Origin of the sequence: Micromonospora sp. NRRL B-16802, assembly GCF_001279555.1 — a bacterium.
Classification (GTDB): Bacteria; Actinomycetota; Actinomycetes; order Mycobacteriales; family Micromonosporaceae; genus Micromonospora; species Micromonospora profundi.
On the sequence record NZ_LGEB01000001.1, the window covers coordinates 1 to 23,038 of the forward strand.

General features: G+C 69.3%; 22 protein-coding genes. 7 read left to right on the forward strand and 15 right to left on the reverse strand.

Features of this window, described 5'->3' with window-relative positions; translation table 11 throughout:
- Positions 1-631 precede the first annotated feature (631 nt).
- Complete coding sequence (locus ADK66_RS00005; protein ID WP_053651357.1) at positions 632-886, reverse strand: SCO4848 family membrane protein; 255 nt, start codon at positions 884-886, stop codon at positions 632-634.
- A gap of 156 nt (positions 887-1,042) precedes the next feature.
- Between ADK66_RS00005 and ADK66_RS00010 the strand changes: the two genes are divergently transcribed.
- From ADK66_RS00010 to ADK66_RS00030, 5 genes are all read left to right on the forward strand, one after another.
- A complete protein-coding gene (locus tag ADK66_RS00010; RefSeq protein ID WP_053651359.1) occupies positions 1,043-1,513 on the forward strand; it encodes a PRC-barrel domain-containing protein in 471 nt (156 codons plus the stop codon).
- 261 nt (positions 1,514-1,774) lie between these two features.
- Positions 1,775-2,833 carry a tryptophan--tRNA ligase gene (gene trpS, locus ADK66_RS00015; RefSeq protein WP_053651361.1) on the forward strand — a complete coding sequence of 353 codons (1,059 nt, stop codon included), beginning with the start codon at positions 1,775-1,777 and terminating at the stop codon, positions 2,831-2,833.
- A gap of 121 nt (positions 2,834-2,954) precedes the next feature.
- Positions 2,955-3,299 (forward strand): YciI family protein, encoded by a 345-nt coding sequence (locus ADK66_RS00020; protein WP_197281394.1) that lies wholly within the window; start codon positions 2,955-2,957, stop codon positions 3,297-3,299.
- Between the two features lie 3 nt (positions 3,300-3,302).
- Positions 3,303-4,559 carry an RNA polymerase sigma factor gene (locus tag ADK66_RS00025; RefSeq protein WP_053651365.1) on the forward strand — a complete coding sequence of 419 codons (1,257 nt, stop codon included), beginning with the start codon at positions 3,303-3,305 and terminating at the stop codon, positions 4,557-4,559.
- A gap of 20 nt (positions 4,560-4,579) precedes the next feature.
- Positions 4,580-5,170 (forward strand): HAD family phosphatase, encoded by a 591-nt coding sequence (locus tag ADK66_RS00030; protein ID WP_053651367.1) that lies wholly within the window; start codon positions 4,580-4,582, stop codon positions 5,168-5,170.
- Positions 5,171-5,174: 4 nt separating this feature from the next.
- Here the strand turns inward: ADK66_RS00030 and ADK66_RS00035 are convergent, their stop codons facing one another.
- The 4 genes from ADK66_RS00035 to ADK66_RS00050 all read right to left on the reverse strand — a co-directional run bounded on the left by ADK66_RS00035 (position 5,175) and on the right by ADK66_RS00050 (position 10,756).
- On the reverse strand, positions 5,175-6,146 hold the full coding sequence (locus ADK66_RS00035; protein WP_197281378.1) for an NADP-dependent oxidoreductase: 972 nt from the start codon (positions 6,144-6,146) through the stop codon (positions 5,175-5,177).
- A 101-nt stretch (positions 6,147-6,247) separates the two neighbouring features.
- Positions 6,248-7,327, reverse strand: coding sequence for a WxL protein peptidoglycan domain-containing protein (locus ADK66_RS00040; RefSeq protein WP_053651371.1), 1,080 nt, complete (start codon positions 7,325-7,327; stop codon positions 6,248-6,250).
- An 89-nt stretch (positions 7,328-7,416) separates the two neighbouring features.
- Positions 7,417-9,396, reverse strand: a complete 1,980-nt coding sequence (locus ADK66_RS00045) for a metallophosphoesterase family protein (protein WP_053651374.1) — start codon at positions 9,394-9,396, stop codon at positions 7,417-7,419.
- A gap of 142 nt (positions 9,397-9,538) precedes the next feature.
- On the reverse strand, positions 9,539-10,756 hold the full coding sequence (locus tag ADK66_RS00050; RefSeq protein WP_053652290.1) for a HupE/UreJ family protein: 1,218 nt from the start codon (positions 10,754-10,756) through the stop codon (positions 9,539-9,541).
- Positions 10,757-10,937: 181 nt separating this feature from the next.
- Here ADK66_RS00050 and ADK66_RS00055 point away from each other — a divergent pair, with 181 nt between their 5' ends.
- Complete coding sequence (locus tag ADK66_RS00055) at positions 10,938-11,600, forward strand: hypothetical protein (RefSeq protein WP_053651375.1); 663 nt, start codon at positions 10,938-10,940, stop codon at positions 11,598-11,600.
- Between the two features lie 117 nt (positions 11,601-11,717).
- Entirely contained in the window at positions 11,718-12,299 is a 582-nt protein-coding gene (locus ADK66_RS00060) for a dihydrofolate reductase family protein (RefSeq protein WP_053651378.1), read from the forward strand.
- Between the two features lie 124 nt (positions 12,300-12,423).
- Here the strand turns inward: ADK66_RS00060 and ADK66_RS00065 are convergent, their stop codons facing one another.
- The 10 genes from ADK66_RS00065 to ADK66_RS00110 all read right to left on the reverse strand — a co-directional run bounded on the left by ADK66_RS00065 (position 12,424) and on the right by ADK66_RS00110 (position 23,029).
- A complete protein-coding gene (locus ADK66_RS00065; protein WP_082377084.1) occupies positions 12,424-12,882 on the reverse strand; it encodes an NUDIX domain-containing protein in 459 nt (152 codons plus the stop codon).
- Complete coding sequence (locus ADK66_RS00070) at positions 12,879-14,123, reverse strand: acetyl-CoA carboxylase biotin carboxylase subunit family protein (RefSeq protein ID WP_053651380.1); 1,245 nt, start codon at positions 14,121-14,123, stop codon at positions 12,879-12,881. Before ADK66_RS00070 ends, ADK66_RS00065 begins: the two co-directional genes overlap by 4 nt.
- A gap of 24 nt (positions 14,124-14,147) precedes the next feature.
- Positions 14,148-15,605: a phosphonoacetaldehyde dehydrogenase gene (gene phnY, locus ADK66_RS00075; protein ID WP_053651382.1), complete on the reverse strand. Its 1,458-nt coding sequence runs from the start codon at positions 15,603-15,605 to the stop codon at positions 14,148-14,150.
- On the reverse strand, positions 15,602-16,333 hold the full coding sequence (locus tag ADK66_RS00080) for a TSUP family transporter (RefSeq protein ID WP_053651384.1): 732 nt from the start codon (positions 16,331-16,333) through the stop codon (positions 15,602-15,604). Before ADK66_RS00080 ends, phnY begins: the two co-directional genes overlap by 4 nt.
- Before the next feature lie 2 nt (positions 16,334-16,335).
- Entirely contained in the window at positions 16,336-17,451 is a 1,116-nt protein-coding gene (locus ADK66_RS00085) for a hypothetical protein (protein WP_157552117.1), read from the reverse strand.
- 91 nt (positions 17,452-17,542) lie between these two features.
- A complete protein-coding gene (locus tag ADK66_RS00090; RefSeq protein WP_053651388.1) occupies positions 17,543-17,746 on the reverse strand; it encodes a hypothetical protein in 204 nt (67 codons plus the stop codon).
- 30 nt (positions 17,747-17,776) lie between these two features.
- Positions 17,777-18,652: a TauD/TfdA family dioxygenase gene (locus ADK66_RS00095; protein ID WP_053651391.1), complete on the reverse strand. Its 876-nt coding sequence runs from the start codon at positions 18,650-18,652 to the stop codon at positions 17,777-17,779.
- Positions 18,653-18,684: 32 nt separating this feature from the next.
- Positions 18,685-19,926, reverse strand: coding sequence for a hypothetical protein (locus ADK66_RS00100; protein WP_053651392.1), 1,242 nt, complete (start codon positions 19,924-19,926; stop codon positions 18,685-18,687).
- A gap of 14 nt (positions 19,927-19,940) precedes the next feature.
- A complete protein-coding gene (gene aepY, locus ADK66_RS00105) occupies positions 19,941-21,098 on the reverse strand; it encodes a phosphonopyruvate decarboxylase (RefSeq protein ID WP_053651394.1) in 1,158 nt (385 codons plus the stop codon).
- Positions 21,095-23,029, reverse strand: a complete 1,935-nt coding sequence (locus tag ADK66_RS00110) for a S9 family peptidase (protein ID WP_053651396.1) — start codon at positions 23,027-23,029, stop codon at positions 21,095-21,097. The genes aepY and ADK66_RS00110 overlap by 4 nt, the downstream gene beginning before the upstream one ends.
- Positions 23,030-23,038: the final 9 nt, after the last annotated feature.

The window sequence follows — 23,038 nt, forward strand, 5'->3', positions numbered from 1 at the left end:
AAATCATAATTGGCACTGGCTTTACAAAGCACCCTGTTGAGTTCTCAAAGAACAACCACACACCGACCAGAAACCCGAAGGCTTCCTCGCGGGGCTTTTCGTTCCGTTGCCCGCCGCTCTCGCGCCGGGCACTTTTACTACGTTACCTCACCGTCTGCGCCGTGTCAAACCGTGTGTCCCGGTCTGTCGTGCTTGGTACGGGTTGGTCCCGGCGCGCTCACGCAGCAGCGAACTGCTGCGTCAGATCGTCGGATTTGGCAGGCCGGCCGCCGCAGTTTCCTGCGGGCTCGCCCGGTGCCCTGCCGGAGGTGAACCTTACCCGGTCGGTCTCGCTGCGCCAAATCCGCCTCACGGCCGATCCGGCGAGCCCCGCCCGGACCGCGTCGCACAGGAGCGAACCCCTGCTTGACCCGGTGCCAGTCCGTTTCGGGGCTCCAGAACTTTCGTCCCGTTTGCCCCGTTCCGCGCTGGCAGAGAGAAAGTTACGCGCCTACGGGTTTGATCGTCAAATCCGTGGGTAGCGGTCCGCGTCACACTTCCGCCGCGGCCGGATGACTCACCCCTGAGGGGCGGACTGGCCTGCCCGGCGAGCGGCGATCGAGGTGGCCGGCGTCGAGCTGCTCCGGAGAGGTCAGGACGCCTGCCGCCGACGGGCGGCCAACCAGGCCCGGACGCCCAGGACGCCGACTGTCGTCCCGATGAGCAGCGACGCGGCGATCAGCAGTGCGTGCACCCAGAGGAAGCTCGTGCCGGCGCCGTCGGCCACCGTGCCGGACGCCCAGGAGCGTGGGTCCTGCCAGATGGCGACAGCGAATCTCGGCCAGATCACCCAGGTCCAGATCCCGACGCCGACAAGGAAGAGGGCCCACCCCCGTGACAACACCATGGCAGTCGAGTATGCCACCGGCCCTGCTCAACAGCCTGATCACGGACGCGAGCCGGCGTCGACGGGTCCTGCCGGTGGGGAGCGCGTCCGTTTCCGGGGACAGCCTGGTGGGCACTGCGAGAGGGGACAGCTTGTCGCCGTCCACCGGAGGTGCCCATGCAACCCTCGATCTTCAATCCCTGGACCTGGCGGGACCCGTCCGCCCTCGCTGGCGGGTACAGCCAGACCACCCCGTCGGTAACACCGCCGCAGCGCCAGGACGGCGGGGACGGCCGCCCGGACGCACCCGGACCCGGAACGCCCGTGGACCTGGTGGGCTACCAGGTGCAGGCGAGTGACGGGCGCATCGGCACCATCGACGAGGCGAGCGACGAGACCGATGCCGGGTACCTGGTGGTGGACACCGGGCCGTGGATCTTCGGCCAGAAGGTGCTGCTGCCGGCCGGCACGGTGGCCGAGGTGAACCACCAGGAGCGCGTCGTGCACGTCGACAGGACCCGGCAGGAGATCAAGGACGCTCCGCCGTTCGAAGCGGAGCAGGTCGACCCGGAGTACCGAAAGCGCGTCGGCAACTACTACAGCGACCGGTACGTTCCGCCCCCCGGGTCGGCGCCGCGGGTAATCTGAGCCCGTGGTCCAGACGGGCAGCTGCACATCGGAGACGGTCGACGATCTCCTGACTGTTGTGGTGCCCCCGTTCCCGACCAGCTCCGGCGACGGCCGTGAGCAGCTCCTGGATGTCCTCCGTGCCGGTGGCCTGCGCTACCGCGCCGGCGCGCGATGGCGGACGGCTCGCTGAGTCGATCCCGCCGACCGAGCGGGGCGGATTCGCCCCGCTCGACGCGCGCCCACGCGTAGCCCACCTTCCCGCACGAAAGGCACACCACCATGTCCGTCCCACGCATGCTCACCGGCGACCGGCCAACCGGTCGCCTGCACCTCGGCCACTACGTCGGCAGCATCGCCAACCGGGTGCGGCTGCACCAGCGGTACGAGAGCTTCTTCATCATCGCCGACCTGCACATGCTCACCACGCGCAACCGTCGCGAGGACATCGACCAGGTCTCCGGCAACGCCCGGGAGATGGTGACCGACATCCTCGCCGCAGGCGTCGACCCGGACCGGGCAACCTTCTACCTCCAGTCGGCCATCCCGGAGGTGGGCGACCTCAACACCCTGCTACAGAACCTGGTGACCGTGCCGCGCCTGGAACGGGTGCCGTCGCTCAAGGACATGGCCCGCGACGCTGGCAAGGAGGAGATGCCGTACGGGCTGCTGGGTTATCCGGTGCTCCAGGCCGCTGACATCCTCTGCGTGAAGGGCGAGGTGGTCCCGGTCGGCAGGGACAACGCCGCGCACGTCGAGGTGACCCGGGAGATCGCCCGTCGGTTCAACCATCTGTACGGGCCGGTCTTCCCGGTGCCCGAGCTGATCCAGGCGGACACACCGAGTCTGGTGGGCACCGACGGCGCGGCGAAGATGAGCAAGAGCCGGGGCAACACGATCGCCCTCTCCGACGACCCGGCAACTGTGCGCCGGAAGGTGCGCGGGATGTACACGGACCCGAACCGGGTACGGGCGGACGTACCGGGATCGGTGGAGGGAAACCCCGTCTTCGCGTACCACGAGGTTTTCAACTCGGACCGCGACGAGGTCGCGGACCTGGCCCGGCGGTACCGGGCCGGGCAGGTGGGTGACGTGGAGGTCAAGGAGCGGCTGGTCGTGGCGCTGGAACGGTTCCTGGCGCCGATCCGGGAGCGGCGGGCGGAGATCGAGGCGGACCGTGGGCTTGTCGACCGGCTGATCGTCGAGGGCACCGAACGGACCCGGCAGGTGGTGCGGCATACCCTGGTGGAGGTACGCCGGGCGATGGGGTTGACCGGCGCGTACCAGCAGGTGCGGCGGCGGGCCGAGCGGAGCCGCCGCCGGACGGACGCCCCGGCCTGAGACCGTCGGACGGCGGGCCGCAAAAAGTTCTCCGACTGCCGTGTCGACATCCTCGGGCTTCGTTCGTCGTCATGCTGTACGGCGACCCTGCCGCACCGAGAGGAGCCAAAACGTGAAGTACATGCTGCTGTACATGAGCGCCGCCACCGACGCGGAGGCCGGCGACCAGTGCACCTTCGAGGACTGGATCCGCTACGAGCGGGAGATGAAGGATTCCGGGATCTGGGTTTCCGGGCACCCGTTGCAGGACCTGACGACGTGCACGAGCGTGCGGGTCGGCGCGGACGGCGAACGCACGATCACCGACGGGCCGTTCGTCGAGACCCGCGAGGTGCTCGGCGGGTACGACATCATCGACGTCCCGGACCTGGACGCGGCGCTGAAGTGGGCGGCGCGCAGCCCCGGGGCAACCGGCGGCGCGTCGGTGCAGGTGCGTCCGATCGCCGAGATCCCGGTCGGGGTCTGACACGTGCGCGGCGAGGGGGCAGCCGTCGGCTCGTCCGTGGAGGCGGTGTTCCGGGAGGAACGCGGACGGCTGCTCGCCTCGCTCGTGCACCGATTCGGCGACCTGGACCTGGCCGAGGAGGTCACCTCCGAGGCCATCGAGGCGGCGTTGGTGCACTGGCCGGCCGAGGGTGTCCCGAGCCGGCCCGGCGCGTGGCTGCTCACCACGGCCCGCCGCCGCGCCGTGGATCGGCTGCGTCGCGACCGGGTGCTGGCGACCCGGCTCGCGGTGCTCCAGGCGGAGGCCGAGCGGGCCGGGCCCGCTCCGCCCGCCGATGCCGACCGCGACCTGCCCGACGACCGGCTGGCGCTCTTTTTCACCTGCGCGCATCCGGCCCTTCCCGCCCAGGATCGCGGGGCGCTCACCCTGCGCTTCCTCGCCGGTCTCACCACTACCGAGGTCGCGCGTGCCTTCCTGGTGCCGCCGACGACAATGGCCCAGCGGCTCGTCCGGGCCAAGCGGAAGATCCGGGACGCGCGCATCCCGTTCCGGGTGCCCGGCGCCGACGAGTTGCCCGAACGGCTGCCCACGGTGCTTCAGGCCGTCTACTCGATCTTCACCGAGGGGTACGCGGCAAGCTCCGGCCCGGACCTGCAGCGGACCGACCTCACCGAGGAGGCCATCCGGCTGGCCCGGATCCTGCGCCGGCTGCTGCCCGGCGAGCAGGAGGTCGCCGGGCTGCTGGCGTTGATGCTGCTCACCGACGCCCGGCGTGCCGCGCGAACCGGCCCGGACGGCGAGGTCGTCCTCCTGGACGACCAGGACCGCACCCGTTGGGACCACGCGATGATCGACGAGGGGCGGGCGTTGGTGCTGGTAGCGCTCACCGGAGGGCGGCCGGGCCCCTACGGCGTGCAGGCGGCGATCGCCGCGCTGCACGACGAGGCCGCCGATGTGGCAAGCACCGACTGGCCGCAGGTGGTGGCGCTCTACGACGTGTTGCTGACCATGGTCCCCTCGCCGGTCGTGGCGCTCAACCGGGCTGCCGCCGTGGCGATGCGGGACGGGCCGGAGGCGGGGCTCGCGCTGTTGGACGGGTTGGCCGACGATCCACGGCTGCGCGGCTACCACCTGTATCCGGCGACCCGCGCCGACCTGCTGCGCCGGCTCGGCCGCGACGACGAGGCCGCGGCGTCGTACCGCAGCGCGTTGGCTCTTGTCGGCACGGAGCCGGAACGGGCGCACCTGCTGCGCCGGCTGGCGTCCGTGGCGGACGGCTGAAGCGCTGTACCCTTTCCCCGGTGAGTCTGCCTCTGCCTCCCGGTGAGTTCGCCGCGTACCTGTTCGACTGCGACGGCACCATCGTCGACTCGATGCCGCTGCACTATCTGGCCTGGCAGCATGCCCTCGACGAGTGGGGCTGCGAGTTCCCGGAGGACCTCTTCTACGCGTGGGGCGGGCGGCCGACCGCCGACATCGTGGTGGCGCTGAACGAGCAGCAGGGTCTGCGCATGCCGGTGGCGGCAGTCGTCGAGAACCGTGAGCGCTACTACCAGGAGTTGCTGCCGCAGTTGGCCGCCGTGCCGGAGGTGCTGGCGCACATCCACGACGCGCACCGGCGGGTCCCGTTCGCCGTCGTCTCCGGCAGCACCCGGGCGTCGGTCACCTCCTCGCTCGACGCGCTCGGTCTGCTGGACCGCTTCGACGTGCTGGTCTGCGCGGACGACTACACCCGTGCCAAGCCGGACCCGGAGGCGTTCCTGCTCGCGGCGCGGCAGCTGGGCGTACCCCCGGATTCCTGCCTGGTCTTCGAGGACACCGACCTGGGCATCCAGGCCGCGACCGCGGCGGGCATGGCGTCGGTACGCGTGCCGCAGCAGCGCACCGCGTGACGCCTCAGGCGATGGTCAGCAGCAGCTTGCCCAGGTAGGAGGTCTCCAGGCGCTGGTGTGCCTCCCGTACCTTGCCCAGCGGGAACTTCTCGGCCACGTGCACCACGAACGGCCCGGCCTCGATCAGTTCGTTGAGGCGCTGCAACTGGCGGGGGTTGGATACACCGTCGTACGCCCGGACCTGCACTCCGGGCCGTTCGCTCGGCTCCGGTCGCACGCCGTGGGCGAACGCGACAGCGCCACCGTCGGCCAGCGCCTCGGTAAGGCGGTCGAGCGTTTCGCCGCCGGCCATCGCCAGGATGCCTGCCACCCCGTCGGGTGCCGAGTCCCGGATCCGCGCGAGCAGCTCGGCGGTGTCGCCGTGGCCGTCGAGGGACACGTCGGCGCCGAGCCGGGTCACCAGAGCCACCCCGTCCGGGCCGGAGGCGACGGCGATCACGTTGAGCCCCTGCCGCTTGGCCAACTGGACGGCCAGGTGGCCCTGACCGCCGCTCGCCCCGAAGATCAGCAGCCAGGCGTTGGACGGCAGGCCGAGGGCGTCCAGTCCGGCCAGGGCGGTAAGCGCGTCCGTGGACAGGGCACCGGCGTGCTCGGCCGGCACACCGTCGGGCACCTTCGCCACGTACTCCGCCTTCGCCACCGCGTACTCGGCGTAGAAGCCGCCCTTCGGTCGCGTGGTGGCGGAGACGTAGACGAGGTCGCCCTCCGCGATGCCGGTGACCTGGCTGCCCACTGTGACGACCGTCCCGGCGCCGTCGGAGCCGGGCACGATCGGGAACTCGGTGCCCTCGGGCACCAGCACACCCTGCCGCTCGAACACGTCCCACACGCCCACGCCGGCGCTCAACACCTTGATCAGCACCTCGTCGGCGGCGACCTCCGGCACTGGCAGTTTCCGCAGGGTGATCACTTCCGGCCCGCCGAACTCGTCGAAGGCCGCGACCTGCATCCGCTCTGGCACATCCCCGTCAATCATCTGGAATCCCCCTCCGTGCCGGCGTCATCCGTCGCAGCATGCCGGCTACGCGGTGCTGCCGGCCCTCGGCTGGGCGGTGTTCACCCACAAGGGGCCGGGCGTCAGGCCGTCTGCGTGCCCTGGCCGCGCAGCGCCTTGGCGACGGCGTCCCGGACCCGGGCGTCCTCCCGCGTCCTGCGCTGGGACCGGCTGCGCCGCCGGTACAGAAGAGCACCCACGAGTACGACGATCAGGGCGACCACCGCCAACGTCAGCATCCAGGGCACTGCCCATCCGTGCGCCGTGGCCCGAACGGGCTTGAGCGAGGTGGTGGAGCCGGACACGTCGGTGAGCAGAGGTGTGAGGGTGGCGGTCGACGCGAGCCGGACCGCGGGGGTCACGCCGTGCACGGGCACCGTCACGTCCCAGCTCTCGCCGGGAAGCAGCTCCGGGGGCGCGGCGATCTCGTCGGCCCGTACCCGCAGCATGCCGAACGGGCCCGAGACGGAGACGTCCTGCTGGCCGGACAGGGCCGCGTTGCCGGTGTTGTGGATCCGGTACGAAACTGTCGCGTCGCCCTTGCCGAACGGGTTGAGGGTGCCGTCGTAGCGCACGTGGAAGTCCTCGATGGCGAGGTTCGGAGTGAGTTCGCCGCCGACGCGCAGTTTGATCCGGATGCCGAGGCGACGGTCCACGTTGATGCCCTCGGCCTGGTTGGCCTGGGTCAGCGCGGTGAGGACGCCACCGACGTAGTCACCGGGCGTGGCGTTGCCGGGAACGCTGATCCGGAACGGGACCTGCGCGGTCTTTCCGGGCTGGATCACCACGCTGTCGGTGCCGACGTGCGCCCAGGCGCCGATCGCGACGGATTTCTTGTCCCTGGTCAGTAGGTCGAGCTGGCCGGCGTCGGTGGTGAAACCGTCGGCGGCGTACACGGACAGCTTCAGTGCCGCGGTGCCGCGGTTGGCCACCACCATGGCGTCCTCGACGGTGCCGCCGGGGTTGACGTTGTAGCTGTAGCTGGACCGGGCGGCGCCGTAGCTGTTGGAGGCCGTCCGGACCGTCCAGGCGACGTCGCCGTCCGCCGCCACGGCGGGCCCGGCGCCCACGCCGACGGCAGCGACGGCGGCGAGCAGGGACAGAGCTGTCGTACGGAGCAGGGCGGCGACGGTAGCTGTCCGGCGCGTTGCGGTCGTTGGCATCTCGGGGTCCTCAGGCGGGTCGGAGGTGGGAACGAGCGGCGGGGTAAGCACCCGCGAAGGTGCCTACCCCGCGGCTCACACGGGGCCGGTCAGCTGCTCAGCGCGGTGATCGTGAGGGTGGCGCGGTAGCTGCCCTTCACGACGTTGTCCGGGATCTTCAGGTCCAGGTCGGCGCCGAGCTTCGCGCCGCCCCGGGGGTGGCCCTGGGCGGCCGCACCGAGGCCGCTGGAGACCGAGAGGCCCTTGCCCTGGTCGTCGAAGGACGACAGGACAGGAGCACCGGCCTCGGCGCCGGCACCGGCGTCGAGGACGTACGGGGTCCAGCCCAGGTACGAGCCGGAGAACTTCTTGTCGCCGTCCTGGAAGTCACCCACGTTTGCCGAGATCGACCACGGGGCGAGAGAGCGGCGGCTGTCCGACACGAGAATCGGGTTGATCTTGCCGTTGGCCTGGAAGTAGGTGCCGTCACGCTCCTGCGCGACACCGAGGTCGACCAGACCGTTGTAGCCGTCGATCGTCCAACCGAACTCGCCCGGCGCCGGGTTCGGCACGTTGACCTGGATGGACTGGCCGTCACCGTTGTACGGGTGCACCGTCACGTTGTCGACGATCGAGCCGACCGGCTGACCGTCCGGGGTGTTGACGCAGGAGAGGCCCTTCTCGACGGCCGCGTTCGGTGCCGCGCAGGTGCCGCTGCGGACGTTGGCCAGGACCAGCTTGTCGCCGCGCACCTGCACCTTGACGTAGCTGCGGACGTGCTCCTGGTTCTGCACCGAGTTGTACCAGTACTTGCTCGGGTCCAGCGGGTCCGGTCCGTTGCCACGGATGCCGGTGCCGCTGCTGTCCGGCTTCTTGATGTCGTAGTACTTCGAGCCGGAGGCCGAGTTGGCCGTCACGTAGATGACGCCGCCCGGACCGGGGAACACGTCGGCGGCACCCGGCTTCTCGGCCGGGTTCTCCTTCTGCCCGTTCTTGATGGAGTAGCTGCGCGAGTAGCTGTGGTCGTGGCCCTGCAACACCATGTCGATGCCGAGGTTGGAGAACGCAGTGGTGAAGTCCTCGCGCCGCTGCTTGTTGTCGCTGTCAGTCGCGTGGCTGGCCGGCGAGTAGATGGAGTGGTGGTAGACAAGCACCTTCCACTTGGCCTCGGAGCCGTGCTTGTTGACCACGTCGGTGATGTACGAGACGTGCGCGGCGTCACCGGCGTTGCTGCCGTCGGTCGACAGCTTGTAGCTGTTGCTGTTGATGTCGATGAACAGCACGTCCTTGTAGACGAACCAGTAGTCACCGCCGGACTTGGTGCCGGCCGGGTTCCCGTTGTCGTAGTACGGGGCCGACCGGTCGGTGTTCGGGGTGAAGTGGTGCTGCTCGTAGGACTTGCCGCCGACGTCGTGGTTACCGATGGTGGCGACCACCGGGTACTGGCGCAGCTGGTCGGGTGCCATGAACGACGTCCACTGCCCCTCGTCGTTCGCGGACTCGACGTGGTCGCCGCCGGAGACCAGCAGTTCGGCGTTCGGGTTGGCAGCTGTGGCGACCTTCAGGGTCTCCTCCCAGCCGGCCTGGTCCATCAGCCGGTCGCCGGAGGAGCCGATCTGGGGGTCACCGAAGAACAGGAAGTCGTAGTCGCCCTCGAAGTCCTGCGTCTTGAATGCGTACGCCGGGGACCAGCTGCCCTCGGAGCCGACCCGGTACGAGTACGCCGTGTTCTCGCGCAGGTTGCTGATCGTGGCGTGCCGGTTGAAGCCGGTGGTCGAGGTGTTCGCCGCACCGACGGCGTCGAAGTTGACCGCGCTGGCCGGGAACTCGCCGTTGACGATCTCGGCGGTCGGGGCGAGTTGGATCTTCTGCGCGGTGTCGGCGGAGGAGTACCAGGTCACGATGCGCTGGGTCTCGTTGGCGCCGACGCCGAGGATGACGCTGCTGATCGTGGTGGACTCGGCCGCGCTGGCGCCGGTCATCAGGCCGCTGCCGAGGGCCGCGCCCATCCCGAGGCATCCGGCTACGACCCCGGCGACCAGGCGCCGCCGCACGAGCCCGGAGGCCCGTGTCGAGGTGCTCAATGTCATCGACATTGTTCCCTTTTCGAATAGAGAGATGGATTGTCCCTGCCCGACGCCGGGCAGGCGGATCCAAGCTTTCGTTGCCCGATGAACCGACAATGAACGCGATCTTGCAGATGGCTGCACTTCCCGAACTAATCAGCTCTGCTCACGACCCGGAAACACGCTGCACAAACCAGACCAGCCCCATAATGGACACGCCTGCCGAAACAGCGCCTGTCATCCAGACGCCAGCTTTCGGCGTACGGCGGCGCAGCACGAGCAGCAGCGGAAAGACGACCGCGATGATCCCCAACTGGACGACCTCGATGCCGATGTTGAACACCAGCAGGGACCACAGCAGCGTCCACGACCACGCCTCGTCGATGCCGAGCGCGCCCGCGAAACCCAGCCCGTGCACGAGGCCGAAGCAGAACACCACACCGAGGCGGATCCAGCCGGCCCGGTCCAGGCTGACGTGACCGCGTCCGGTCGTGTCCAGGTCAGCCGCGTGCTCACCGCGCCGCCAGATTCCCCACAGGTGCCAGCCCGCGACGACGGCGATCGACAGCGCGATGACCGGCTCCACGATCGTCCCCGGCACCTCGACCAGGCCCAGTGCCGCCAGCATGAACGTCACCGAGTGCGCCACTGTGAAACTCGTGGCCGCGAGCACTATCTCCCGAAGGCGCCGCGACCCGGCGATGAGCGCCAGCAGGAACAGAATGTGGTCGATGCCGGACAGCAGATGCTCGGCACCGAGCAGGAAGAACTCCCCGAACCGCTCGTACCAGGCCTGCGCTGTCGAGAAGGAGGGGTGGTCGGCGTCGAGCGCCGCGCTGCCGGAGCGGCCGTCGATCTCGTAGGTGACGATCGTCTTGGTGCCCTTGACGTACCCCTCGTCGTCGGGGAACAGGCCGCTGCGCACCTCGTGCTCGTCGGCTCCGCCGGTGCAGGTCCAGCCCAGCACCAGAGTCGCGTACGGCACGCCCTCGCGCTCGCCGATCGTCGGGTCGCCCACCTGACCCGGTCGGCAGGCCGCACCCCCCGCGTCGATCGAGAAGCGGTCGGCGACGTACCTCAACACTGTCGCGGTGTGGGCCTTCAGCGCCGCTGCCTGCGCCCCCTTGTCGCCCGCCTCGAAGGCGGCGGTGCCGGCCCTGAAGAGCGGGTCGTCGTCGCCGGCATCGGCGGCCGACACGACGAGGAGGTCGTATTCGAGTTCCACAGCCGTGCGAATGTGACCCTCGTCGCCGGCGATTATCTTGGCGTACACAGTGGACGAAAAGCCGTGCGCTGACGCCGCCTTGACGCCCAGAAACGGAAACACCGCCAGAGCGATTCCGGCAGCGACGGCGACAACGGTACGGCGGACGTGCCCTGACATGCGACTCCCTCGGTTGGCCAGTGCACGTTGCATGCCGTGGGTGAACAGCGAACCGACCGTTGACGAACCGCCGAAGAACAAACAACCGGCAGGGCAGCACGCCGATTGTCGGCGGCCGGAATTGAGATAGGAATACGAGGCAGTACGCGCACCTCTCCACACCTTCGAAAGGACGACCGCCTTGCGCCCTCCGCTTCGGGCCGTTGCCATCCTGGTCGCGACCGCCGCGCTGGTCGCCGGCTGCGACTCCAGCAACGACTGGTCACAGCCACGCCCCGCGCCCAGCGCCGTCGGCACCCTGGGCCCAGGGTTCGTCGATCCCTCGGCGAAGCCCACACCGGAGGCGACAATCACGCCGCAGCCCGGCTCGTGGGCCGGCGTCCACCCGCCGAAGGACTATCGGGTCGTCTTGCTCACCGCCGGTGACGACGAGCCGACCAGGGCCCTCGTGACGGCGGTCAAGGACTGGGCCGAGGACGAGGACGTCGCCCTTCGGACGATCACGGTAGGCACCGCCCACGACGCCGTTCCGAGCATCGTCAAGGCCATGGAGATGGGCCCGGATCTCGTCGTCAGCGCGGGCAACGACCTCATCGACGCTCTAGCGATGGTCACCCCCAACCACCTCGACGAGAAGTTCCTCGTGGTGGGCGCCGAACTGGCCGAGCCCACCCACAACGTCACAGCCGTCGACTGGTCGGGCGCGTCGTTCCGCGGCGAAGGGCTCGGCATGTCCTCGACGTACGACCCGGACTCGTTCACGGCCGAGCGGTGCGCCGCCGCCATCCGGGCGGGCGTGGCCGCCGTGCTCAACGACCTGACCGGGATCGTCGTCTGGCTCTGACGGTGGTCCCGCCCGATTGGAAACTCGGCCGGATCGAGTGTCGATCGGCGCGCGTTGCGTTCGTGTAGAGGGCGAGCGGGTGACGCGGTGTCGCCCACCGAGTTGAGGGGTGCCGTCATGCGCAAGCTGGTGGTCATCGAGTTCGTGACGCTGGACGGGGTAATGCAGGGGCTAGGGTCTCCGGACGAGGACCGCGACGGGGGGTTCGAGCACGGCGGCTGGGCAGCGCCGTACTTCGACGACATCCAGACAGCCAGTGCGGTGGAAGGGCTGCGGTCGACGACGGCCTACCTGTTCGGTCGCCGGACCTACGAGAAGATGACCGAGTTCTGGCCGAACCAGCCCGACGACAACCCGATGGCCGCACACCTCAACGCGACACCGAAGTACGTCGCCAGCCGTACTCTGACCGATTTCACCTGGTCGAACGCCCGGCGGCTCGACGGAGACCTCGCCCCGGCGGTCGCCGACCTGAAGGCGCAGGGCGACGGCACGATCGCCGTCTTGGGCAGCGGGATGCTCGTGCAGGACCTCGTCGCGAACGATCTGGTCGACGGGTACCGGCTGTTCCTGCACCCCCTCCTACTCGGCACCGGCAAGCGGTTGTTCCGCGAGACGGCCCGGCCGAGGCCGCTGCGGCTGACCTCCTGCACGCCGACGAGCACGGGCGTGCTCCTTCTCGAGTACGAGGTGGTGTGATCCGCCGCTGCGGCCCAGCGACCGCATCCGTAAGTACCAATCGGGCTGGCCGCCGCCGGGCGGCTGATCGACGACGACAGCAACGAGTGAGGTCCGCTGGGAAAGCCACCGCCCAGCGGATCCGTCAACCCGGACCTTCCTGCAATCCCGGCAGGCTGAACAGGTTTCCACCGGATCGGCGTAGATCGTCGGCGAGCAGGTCCGCAAGACCGGGCGGGCTCAAAGTGATCGCCGCCAGCGTCTCGTGGTCCAGTCGCCGCGTCTCGAGCAGATACTCGCCCGCCGCCGGGTCGCTGAACTCCAGCCCGGTCCGCTCCGCCTCGCGCCACGTCTCGATCCGGCAGAGGTAGATGTGCTGCTGGCCCGCCGGCGTGTCAAGGATGTGCCGGAGGCTGTGGATCAAGACCGCACCGCCCACCTCCTCGCGCATCTCCCGCAGCAGCGCGGCCCGGCGATCCGCGTCGTCCGGCTCCACGCCGCCACCCGGCAGGGACCAGTAGACGTCGCGGCCGGGTCGGGTGCGCCGGAACACCAACCAACCGTCGGTAGGCGTGAGGACGATGGCCCGGACCCGTACCGTCACGAGGCCGCCTGCGCGGCGACAAGCGGTGCCGGGACGCCCGACTGCGGGGTAACGGTGACCTTGGCGAACAGATCGCTGAGCCAGCTCTCCAGCACATCCGGGTCCGAGTCGGTGATCAGACCGGACAGCGGAAGGTTCTCCGGACGGTACGAGCCCTTCATCGGGGTGGGCTTGCCGGCCGGGTAGACCTGGTACGTCAGGACGCGCGGGTCGGCGAGCAGTTCGGCCGGTACGTCGACGGTGATCGGTGCACCGCCGTAGACGTGGCCGGGGAACTGGAACTCCCCGTGCAGTTCGGTGGTCTCCGGTGCGTGGATGTGCTCGGTGGCCAGCTCATCCGCCACCTCGGTGGCCATGTCCAGGGTGTGCAGGTGGATTCCGGTCCGTCGACGGAAGGCCGTCACCGTGTAGCCGCCGCCGCACCGGGCGGCCGCCTCCAGGAAGACCGGTCCCTGCGGGGTGGTGATTGCCTCCAGGTGAAAGGTAAGCGTGTCACCGCCGAGCGCACGCAGGCAGTCGACGGCGAACGCCTCCAGCTCGGGGTGGGGACGTTGGACCACGCCGAGCGGCCCGCCGTTCTCAAACGACAGGCAACTGCCCACGTACCGGCTGGCCTGGATCGCAACCGGTTCGCCACGGAACAGGAAACCATCGATCTGCCAGAGGCCACCCTCGACGTACTCCTCGACCTCGTACCGCTCGGCGAAGCTGGCGTCGCCGCGCTGCTCCCGTGCGACAAACTCGCGGGCCTGGTGGAAATCCTCGCAGAGGGACACTCCTCGGCTGGCGGACCCGCCACGCGGCTTGACGATGGTGCGGCCCCGCCATGGCACCTCCACGTCCACCTTGAGCAGGTCGGTGGCCGGCAAGAACCGTGGAACCCGCAGGCCGCGGCCGGCGACGGCGGTCTTCATCGCCACCTTGTCGCGGAAGTTGCGCGCCAGGTCGGGTCGCATACCGCGGACACCGAACTCGGCCCGAAGCTCGGCTGCCGGAGCGATGAGCAGCTCGTGCCGGGTGAGGATCCGATCGAACGGCGGCCACGCCAGCAGCCGGGGACGCAGCTGGTCGACCACCGGCTGGTCCGGCTCCAGAACCACCCTGGTGCAGCGCACGTCAGCCGGGATCGTGTCGATGTACCCGGCAGTGCCGGCGTACGTGACGTCGTGGCGGGTGTGATCGAAGGCGTTGGCGTACCCGAGGCGGTCGAACTTGTTCTGGTGCAGGACGAGGATGCGCACGTATGCCTCCAATTGCTCGTCAGGTCACGGCTGCCACGGCAGCGAGAAGGTCTTGACGTTCGTGTACGCCTTCATGGTCTCGACCACGCCTTCCTTGTAGCCGAGTCCGGAGTCCTTGATGCCGCCGAAGGGCGTCGACTCGATCCGGTAGCCGGGAACCTCGCCGATGTTGACGGTGCCGGCGTGCAGCTCGTTGACGAATCGCAGGGCTCGGTCCAGGCCCTTCGTGAAGACGCCGGCCGACAGGGCGTACCGACTGGAGTTCGCAATTTGCACGGCCTCCTCGTCGGTGGTGAACCGCACCACCGGGGCAACCGGTCCGAAGACCTCCTCGGTCACGACGGCCATGGTGGGCACGACATGGTCGAGCACCGTCGGAGCGTAGTGTGCGCCGGAACGGACACCGCCGTGCCGTAGCACGGCACCAGCCCGGACGGCATCGTCGACCGCGGCCCCGATCCTGCGGGCCGCCTGCTCGTCGATGACCGTGCCGATGTCGGTTTGGCTGTCGAACGGGTCGCCGGTCCGCAACTGCCGCGCCTGCTCGGTCAGGAGAGCGACGAACTCGTCAGCGACCCCGGCCTGCACCAGGACTCGTTTGACGGCTGTGCAGCGCTGCCCCGAGTTCTTGCAGGCCCCGAGAAGGATCAGCCGCGCCGTCTCCGCCAGGTCGGCGTCGTCGAGCACGATCGCGGGATCGGTCCCGCCGAGTTCGACGACGGTACGTCGATACCCGGCGCTAGCGGCCACCCGCTTGCCTACCTCGGTGCCGCCGGTGAACGTCACCAACTCGACGTGCGGGTCCCCGATCAGCACCGGACCGATCTCGGCGGGGTCGCCGGTGACCACCTGAAACATCGGGGGCGGTAGTCCCGCCTCGTACAGGGTGTCAGCGAAGGCCAGTGCGGCCAGCGGAGTCTTCTCCGACGGCTTGAGCACCAGCCGGTTGTTCGTCGCGACCGCCGGCGCCACCTTGTGCACCACCTGATTGAGCGGATGGTTGAACGGCGTGATCGCGCCGATGACGCCGAGCAGCGGCTCCCGCGTGGTGAACACCTTACGGGCACGACCGTGCGGGGTCAGATCGCAGGAGTAGATCTCACCGTCGTCGACAAGTGCCTGGTTGGCGGCGAACATCAGGACGTCACAGGCGCGGCCCACCTCGTAATCGGTGTCCTTGAGGCACAGGCCGGACTCCATTGTGATGAGACGTGCCCACTCCTCACGCCGGCTGTCGATCAGCTCGCGTGCCCGCATGAGAATCGTGTACCGATCGTGCCGGCTCAGCCGGCTGCGGAACCGCTCGGCGACGAGCACCGCGTGGCGCACGTCGTCGGCGGTCGCCATGGCGACGGTGGCGACCCGGTCGCCGGTGTGCGGATGGTGGACCGCGAACGTGCGGTCCCGGTTCAGCGTCTCCCCGCCGATCCGCAGCCCTTCGTGCCGGTACCGCCAGGAGGCGCTCTCCGGTGCGGCGCTCATTGTGCCGCCTGCCAGGTGAGGACTCCCGCACAGCACAACATGAAGGCCGAGAAGGCGGTTTGATACCGGCGGTCCGACATGGCTTGGAACACCCGCCGGCCCAGCAGCAGGTAGGGCACGGCCACGCCGACCGTCGACACGACCAGGCGTAGATCCAGCGGAGGCGGGCCGTGCACGACGTACAGCACCACCAGTTGGGATCCGGCGAACAGCAGATAGACCACCGCCACGATCCGGTGGACCTCGCGCTTCTGGTCGCTGCGCGCACCCGCGTACATGGCCAGCAGGCCGCCACCCATGTTGGTCAGCCCGTGCACGAGGGCGATGAGGCTCAACGCCGGCCGACCGGCCGCAGCGCATGCCGCCTGAAGCTTCACCCGGGTCCGCTGGCTCAGGCGCAGCACGCCGGTGACCGCGAGCAGAACCGCCACCGGAATGCGGATGTCGAGGCCTGTCAGATAGAGCAGTGACGTAACCGTGCCAACGAAAATCGCCGGGACGACCCACAGGACGTAGCCGCCGACCTCACGCGGCCGTACGGAGTGGTCGAAGCGCAGCTGCAACGCGCTCAGTGTGGCCGACGCCGGCAGCAGGACGTAGAGCAGTTCGAGGTAGGGGTAACCGGCCAGCAGCAGCAGGGGCGTGCCGAAGAGCAGCAGACCGACCCCGAACACCGACTGGACCACCGCCAGTAACGCCACCGCGGCGAGGAGCATGAGCTCGTCCATGGTCAGCCAGCCGCTCCGGCCATCAGGCCGGCCGTCTGCTCCGACGGGCACGTCGCGTCGAGGAGGCGCCGCAGCGCAGCCGCGTCCGTGGAGTTGATGACCCGTTCCACGGGTACGGCGAGTCGGTCGGCAAGTGCGTGCAGGTTCTGCCGGAACGTACCGATCATGAGCGGTGCCCTTCCGAGCTCCCGGAGCTGGCGCAGGCCTTCCAGCGCGCCCATCGCGTCGTTGACCATCATCACGCAGGCGGCGTCGATCTCCGCCATGATCTCCAGCGCCTCGGGTGCCCGCGCCTCCAGGAAGTCGCCGCCGATCTCCACCACGATGAGGTCGACGCGTTCCGCGCAGTGCTCAATGAGCGTGTGCAGCATGGCCCGGAACCGGTGCGGGTCCACGCCGTAGGTCGACGGCATGCCCGCGTCCACGAAATCGGTCACCACGTCGTAGTTCGCGGCGCGGTAGCTCAACACGTCCTTCGCCCGCCCGGTGCCGCACGCCTTGATGGCCGCGGTACGCAGACCCGGTCGGTACTCCCTGGCCACGATGTTCAGCCGGCAGACGAGCGTGGTTTTGCCCACCTCGGCCGAGGTTCCGGCGACGAACAGCACGGGAGTGTCGGTGCGCGGCCGTCGGCTGTCGCGGATCGGCACGACGGGGGCTTCGTCGATGTTGCGGACGCGCCCGGCGACGTCCGCCGGAAAACCGACGACCTCCAGCGGCAGCGCACGGGTGCCGTAGTAGGCCGGGACCGCCGTGCACCTGGCCACCAGGCCACCCTGCGCGACGAGATCCAGCCGGTCGCCGGCCGCGACGGGGGCCGTCGGCACCTCGCCGATGAGGTTGGTGCCGGAGCGTCGTGTTCCGAGCGTCGCAACGAAAAGGTCACCCGGGTACAGCTTGACCGGCATTCCGGCGCTGTCCTCGACATGATCGTAGGCGCCGGTTCCGGCCAGGCACCGCACGACGACGAGGTCACCATCGCGCGGGGCCGGGTTGCGGGGGATGAGCTGCTCACGTCCGTCGAGAAGATCGGCGGCCCGCCGCACACACGAGTTGATCAGCTTGACCGAGAGTCCGCCGGCACGGGCACGCCAGCCGTTCGTCGGTGCCAACGACATCATCTACCTGTTTCGTCGGTGGGTGGGTAGGTGGGCGGTACGGGGACGGGCGGACGCTCAGCTGCGTCCACCCATCCATACGTCCGGGCCGTCAGTCGGCCAGGGCGACGAGTTGCACCGACGAGACGTTGCGCTGTTCCACCTCTTTGAGCGAGGCGACGGCGTTGTCCAACGAGTCGACGGCCTTCTGCCCGTCCTGGCCCTGCAGCAGAGCGTCCAGTTCACCCTGGAGTTGGGCACAGCTATCGGCCAGGGCGGCCCGGTCGGCGGCGGGAGTGGTCTCGGGACTGGTCATGCGGAATCTCCTCCGTTGTGGTTGGGGCGGTCAGACAACGGTGACGCTCCACAGCTCCCGTTTGTTGACCGCGGTGGCGCCATCCTCGGTACGTTCACCGACGATCTTCCGGCGGCCGTGCCCGAACCGGTTGTTGTCCAGGAGCAGCAGGTCGCCACTGTCCATCGGGAAGCACGCCTGGAATTTCTCCTCGGCGGCGTTCTCCACCACGTAGTCGAGCGCACGCCGGTAACCGTCGTAGTCCGCGATCTGATCACGCAGACCCATAATTTTGTCCTGGATATCCTGCTTCATCCGTACTCCCAGATCGAGCGGAGCGGCAGCGTCGGCAAGTGGGTAGCACAGCGGCAGGTTCGACAGTTCCTCGCGTACGTTGTTCGCCTCGAACGTGATCGCGGTACCGGTGAGGTGGGCCAGGTGCGCCTCGAACGCCTCACCGTCCCGGGCTGACAGCTGCTCGAACAGGTGCCGCCAGGCCAGCACCACCGACTCACCCCGTTCGCCCTCCGGCGTGTCCCGCCAACCCGGGTCGACCATCAGCATCGCGAAGTACGCCGGCCGAGGGGTGCACCAGGAGCGGGCGGAGTGCGGTCGTAGCTCGCCGCCGACGTAGTGCACGGATTGCTTGACGTACTGGCCTTTCGGCTTGTACTTGACCCGGTTGATCTGCGGATGCGGATCGTCCTTGGCCAGGTCGCTGCGGGAGGAGTAATTCGACAACGGGGTGCCGAACTGCCCCAGGAAGGCCAGGTACTGATCAGGGTCGAGCGGAAAATCGCGGATCAGGACGATGCGGTTGCGTTCGAGCATCGCGCGTGACTCGGCGACCAGCGCGTCGAATGATTTGCCGCCGGCAGCTACATGGTTACGGACGATGCTCTCGCCCGAGAAGTCGTCGCCAGACATTCGTGGTGTCCTTCCTCAGAGGGTTTGGTTCGTCAGGCCAACGCTGGCTGGAGCTGGGCCGAGTCCGCCGGCTCGACGCGCTGCCGCAGAACCGCCAGGGCCGACCGAATGATGTCGCTCGCATCCGGGCGGGCAGCCCGCTCGGTGAGCAAACCGACCGCCGCACCGGGACGTCCCTGTCGCACGAGCAGTTCGGCCAGTTCGACAGGCACATCCTGCTGACTGTCATTGCCGGCGAGACTCTGCCGGTACAGCACCTCGGCCAGATCCGGGTCGCCCAGCGCGCGGTCCGAGAGCCGGGCCAGCTTGCCTAGGGTGTACGGGTGCATCGGCCGGCCGGCCAGGGCACGCAGCATCAGACGGCGGGCCTCCTGCGGTTCTCCCCGGACCTGCCAGCGGAACAGCGCGTAGTTGCACAGCGTGCGCGGGTGGTTGGGATCCAGCTCGAGCGCCCGCTGATACCGCCGTTCGGCGTAGTCCTGGTCGCCGTACTTGTGCTGGGCGAGGAGGGCGAAGTTGCTGTGTACGCGAGCGTGCCGGGTTTGCTGGCGGATCGGCCGGCCAGCTGCCCTCTTCACGTCGTCCGGTGCCCAGTGGATCTTCTCCGTCCAGAGGGCCAGCAGACGGTGGTCCTCCGCATACTCGGGGAACTGTGCCTGCATCTCTGCCAGTCCGAACGGATCGGGCCGGTCGGCGAGATAGCCGAATCGCCGCATCGTGTTCCACTCGGACAGGGTGATGAGTTCCTTCAGCTCCTCCGGATAGTCCGGCACCGTCGTCGTCGCGTTGACCCGGCTACCCTCCCGCAACGTCGCCTCGTCGAACTCCTCACCGATCAGGCGCAGGAAACGGGCGAAGTCATCGACCAGGTGCTCCTGCCGCCCGACGAAGTCGATTTTCGCCTGCGGAGGGCCCACGTAGGACGCGTAGATGTTCTCCAGAGCACCCGGCAGGATCGACGCCGCCTTACGGACGAAGGTTTCGAAGTCGTCGCTGGCGCAGTGCTCGTCCAGCGGATACTGCGGACGCCAGCCCCGCTCCATCCGGTAGGCCCAGTACGACCGGTACCACTCGATCGGGTCGCGGACGAAGGCCCCGATGTGCCGGTACCGGGACCGGTCGTACTGGTCGAGCAGGTCGTGATCACGCATCGCCGGATCACCGACCGTTTCGACGGCGAGCCCGAGTTGCCGCGCCTTGGCCCGGATCCACGTGCTGCCGGTCTTCGGCACCAGCAACAGGAGAGCGTTGGTACGAGTGAAGAGGAGTGCCACAGTTTCTCCTAAGGTCAGAGCGAGACGGACGCGGGTACGGTCACTCGGTTCAGGTGGGCACGCAGCCGCGACGCGAGGTCGTCCAGTCGCTGCTCGGGGCGGGGAAGGGTGCCGCTGGAGCCGGCCTCGACGCGGCAGTGCACCAGGACCGGGCCGTCGGTCACCTGGGCGGCCTGGTGCAGAGCCGTCCGGACCGCGTCGACGCCGTCGCATCGCCACGCGGCCCGGTAACCACAGGCCACGGCCACTGCGGCGAAGTCGACGGCGGAGCCGTTCGTACGCTGGCCACCTGTCGATTCGTGCTGGCCGTTGTCGAGGACGACATGCAGGTAGGGCGAACGCACGTAGCGACCCACCGTCGCGAGTGAGCCGAGCCGCATCAGCAGTGCGCCGTCCCCGTCGAGGACGGTCACCGGATGGCCGGTCATGGCAAGGCCGATCCCGATGCCTGCCGCGCAACCCATGGAGCCGGCCATGTAGAAGTTGGTGTCCCGGTCGTCAATGCCGTACAGCTCACGGCCCGTGTAACCGGTGGTAGCCACGGTGACGCGTGCCGGCGCCATCGCCAGATAGGCCGCGATCACCTCGCCACGCCGGGGCCGCTTCCCGCCGGACAGCGTGTGTACCACTGCGGGCGGAAGTACGTCGACATTCGGTACGGCCGGTGCCGGGACAGCGTTGTCGAACACGCCCTTTTCGATGATCAGCGCGGCGGAACGCCGGTCGGCGCACCGTTGGACCGCCGCTTCAATCTGCTGCGCCGCGAACTCCGGCGTGGGGTCAAGGATCTCGGTCGACACCTCCAGCAGGCCGAGCAGCTCCGGCGTGATCCGCCCCATCAGGGCGTGCTGGGGCTCGTCGGTGCCGGCTGGCCAGCCTCGCCGCGAGACTCCGAGGAGCACCGGGATCCGGTACGGGCCCGCGAGCGAGCTGAGCGGATTGGTCATGTTGCCCAGGCCGGAGTTCTGGCACAGCGCGACCGCCTGCGAACCGCCGAGCCAGACACCGGCGGCGATCGCCACCGACTCTGCCTCGTTGGTCGCCGAGACGTAGCGCTCCTTCTCACCCTCAAGGAGGGTGTACAGGCCCGAGACGTACGAGCAGGGCACACCAGTGACGCAGCCGATCCGGTGTCGGGTCAGTTCGGACAGGAACCAGGCTGGATCGATCATGGACGCACCTTCTGTATGGTCCGGTCGGCCTTCGTCCGCTGGTGACGCGGGGTGTGAAACAGCTTGAGCGTCGATCCCGCCGGTATCCGGTCCGCTTCCGGCGACGCCTCGGCCGGCCCGGAATCCGCCGGCTCGGAAGGAACCGCCGCGACCGGCGGGAAGCCGGCGGCGGGCAGGTGCCGGGCGAGGAAGTCGGCGAGCAGGTCGGCGACGGCCACCCGGTTCGCGGCGCTGACGATCTCATGGCCTTCGTCGGGGAACAGGGCCATGCTGGCGTCCCGATCGGCGTTGGCCAGTGCCATGAACATCCTCGTGGTCATCTCAGCGGGCAGCCGGCTGTCGTTCAGTCCGTGGACCAGCAGCACCGGGCAGCGGATCCGGTCGGCGTGGTGCACCGGTGACACGTCGGCGAGGGCCTCGCGCTGCGCCGGATCGGACGGGTCGCCGATCCGACGGCGCATCATGGGTACGGCCGAGCGCCAATACGGCGGCGGCGCTTCCAGGAACGCCACCAGGTCGGTGACGGGGGAGGTGGCCACCACACACCGGAACGGGCGTTCCGCGGCGGTGGCGAGCTGAAGGGCTGCGTACCCGCCGTAGCTCCCGCCGACGAGGCCCACCCGGTCGGGGTCGCACACTCCCCGGCGGACCGCCCAGTCGAGCGCGTCCAGCAGGTCGTCCTGCATCGCGGCACCCCATTGCCGGTCACCGGCGTTGATCCAGCCCCGACCGAAGCCGGTCGAACCGCGGAAGTTCGGTTCGATCACCGTGTAGCCGAGGGCCGCCAGCCAGCCACGTCGCTCGGTGTAGTCCCACCGGCTGCGCCGCCACGGGCCCCCGTGGACGAGCAGGACCGCCGGCGCCGAGCCGGACGCCGCCCGTTTCGGTGTGGTCAGGTAGGCCACAGCGCGCCGACCGTCCCGGACCGGGATGTCGACCGGGCGACAGGAGATCGCCAGCGGTCGGCGGTCGGGCCTGGCGGCCGACAACGGCCACAACGCGTCGTCGTGCGGCTGGTAACCGAAGTACCGTTCGTCCACCTCGGGTCGGTGCACGGCCACCAGCCACAGTCGGCCATCGTCGTGGCGTTGCAGCACAGTGGGCTCCTCGCCGAGCCGGGCCCTCAGCGCGGTAAGGGCCGGCACCAGACCGGGGGCGAGTGCGACCGTACGGGGTCGGAAGCGCTCCACCCGCGCCAGCTCCGGCCGACCGGTCTCCGGTGCGACCAGGATCCGGTCGATGTCGGCCCGCCGCACGGTCAGCAGTGTCTCCACCACCGTGGCCGGCTCGTCAACGACGCAGTGCAGACCGACCAGACGCACCGCGTCGTCGCCGCCCGGCAGCACGGCATAGGCAATGCGTCCGTCACCGGAGAAATTCAGGATCCGGGCGGTCAGCGCGTCCTCGTGCGGAACATGCAGGAACCGCCGTCCCCCGGCCGGATCACCGTGCCACCACGTACGTGCTCCGTCGTCGTCGACGGTCTCCACCAGCCGGAGCGCGAACTCGTCGTCGAAGTAGGCCGCCGCGTACCCGGTGTTCGCCAGCAGCCGTCGACGGGTACCGGTGCCCAGGGAGACCAGATCGTAGTCATGGAACCGGGAATCGCGCCCGTTCGTGGCTACGAGCACCGAGTCCGGCTGGCGTGGGCTCAGCCGGACCACACGGGTCTGCGCCCCGACGGGTGGCCCGAGCACGTCCCACTCCCCTGTGTCGACCCGGACCCGGTACAGGGACCAGTTCTCACCGCCCGTGGGATCGGCCACCCCGATACCGACGCCGGGCAGGTGCGTCCAGGTGAAGGCCCGCACCCGCCGGGCCGCGACGGGCAGGCTGGCGGACGGCCGCCGGGCCGTCACGTCGTAGAGCACGAGGCGGTTCCCCGCTGCGCCGCTGGTCAGCCAGGCGACGTACCGGCCGTCGGCGCTCATGGACGGCTG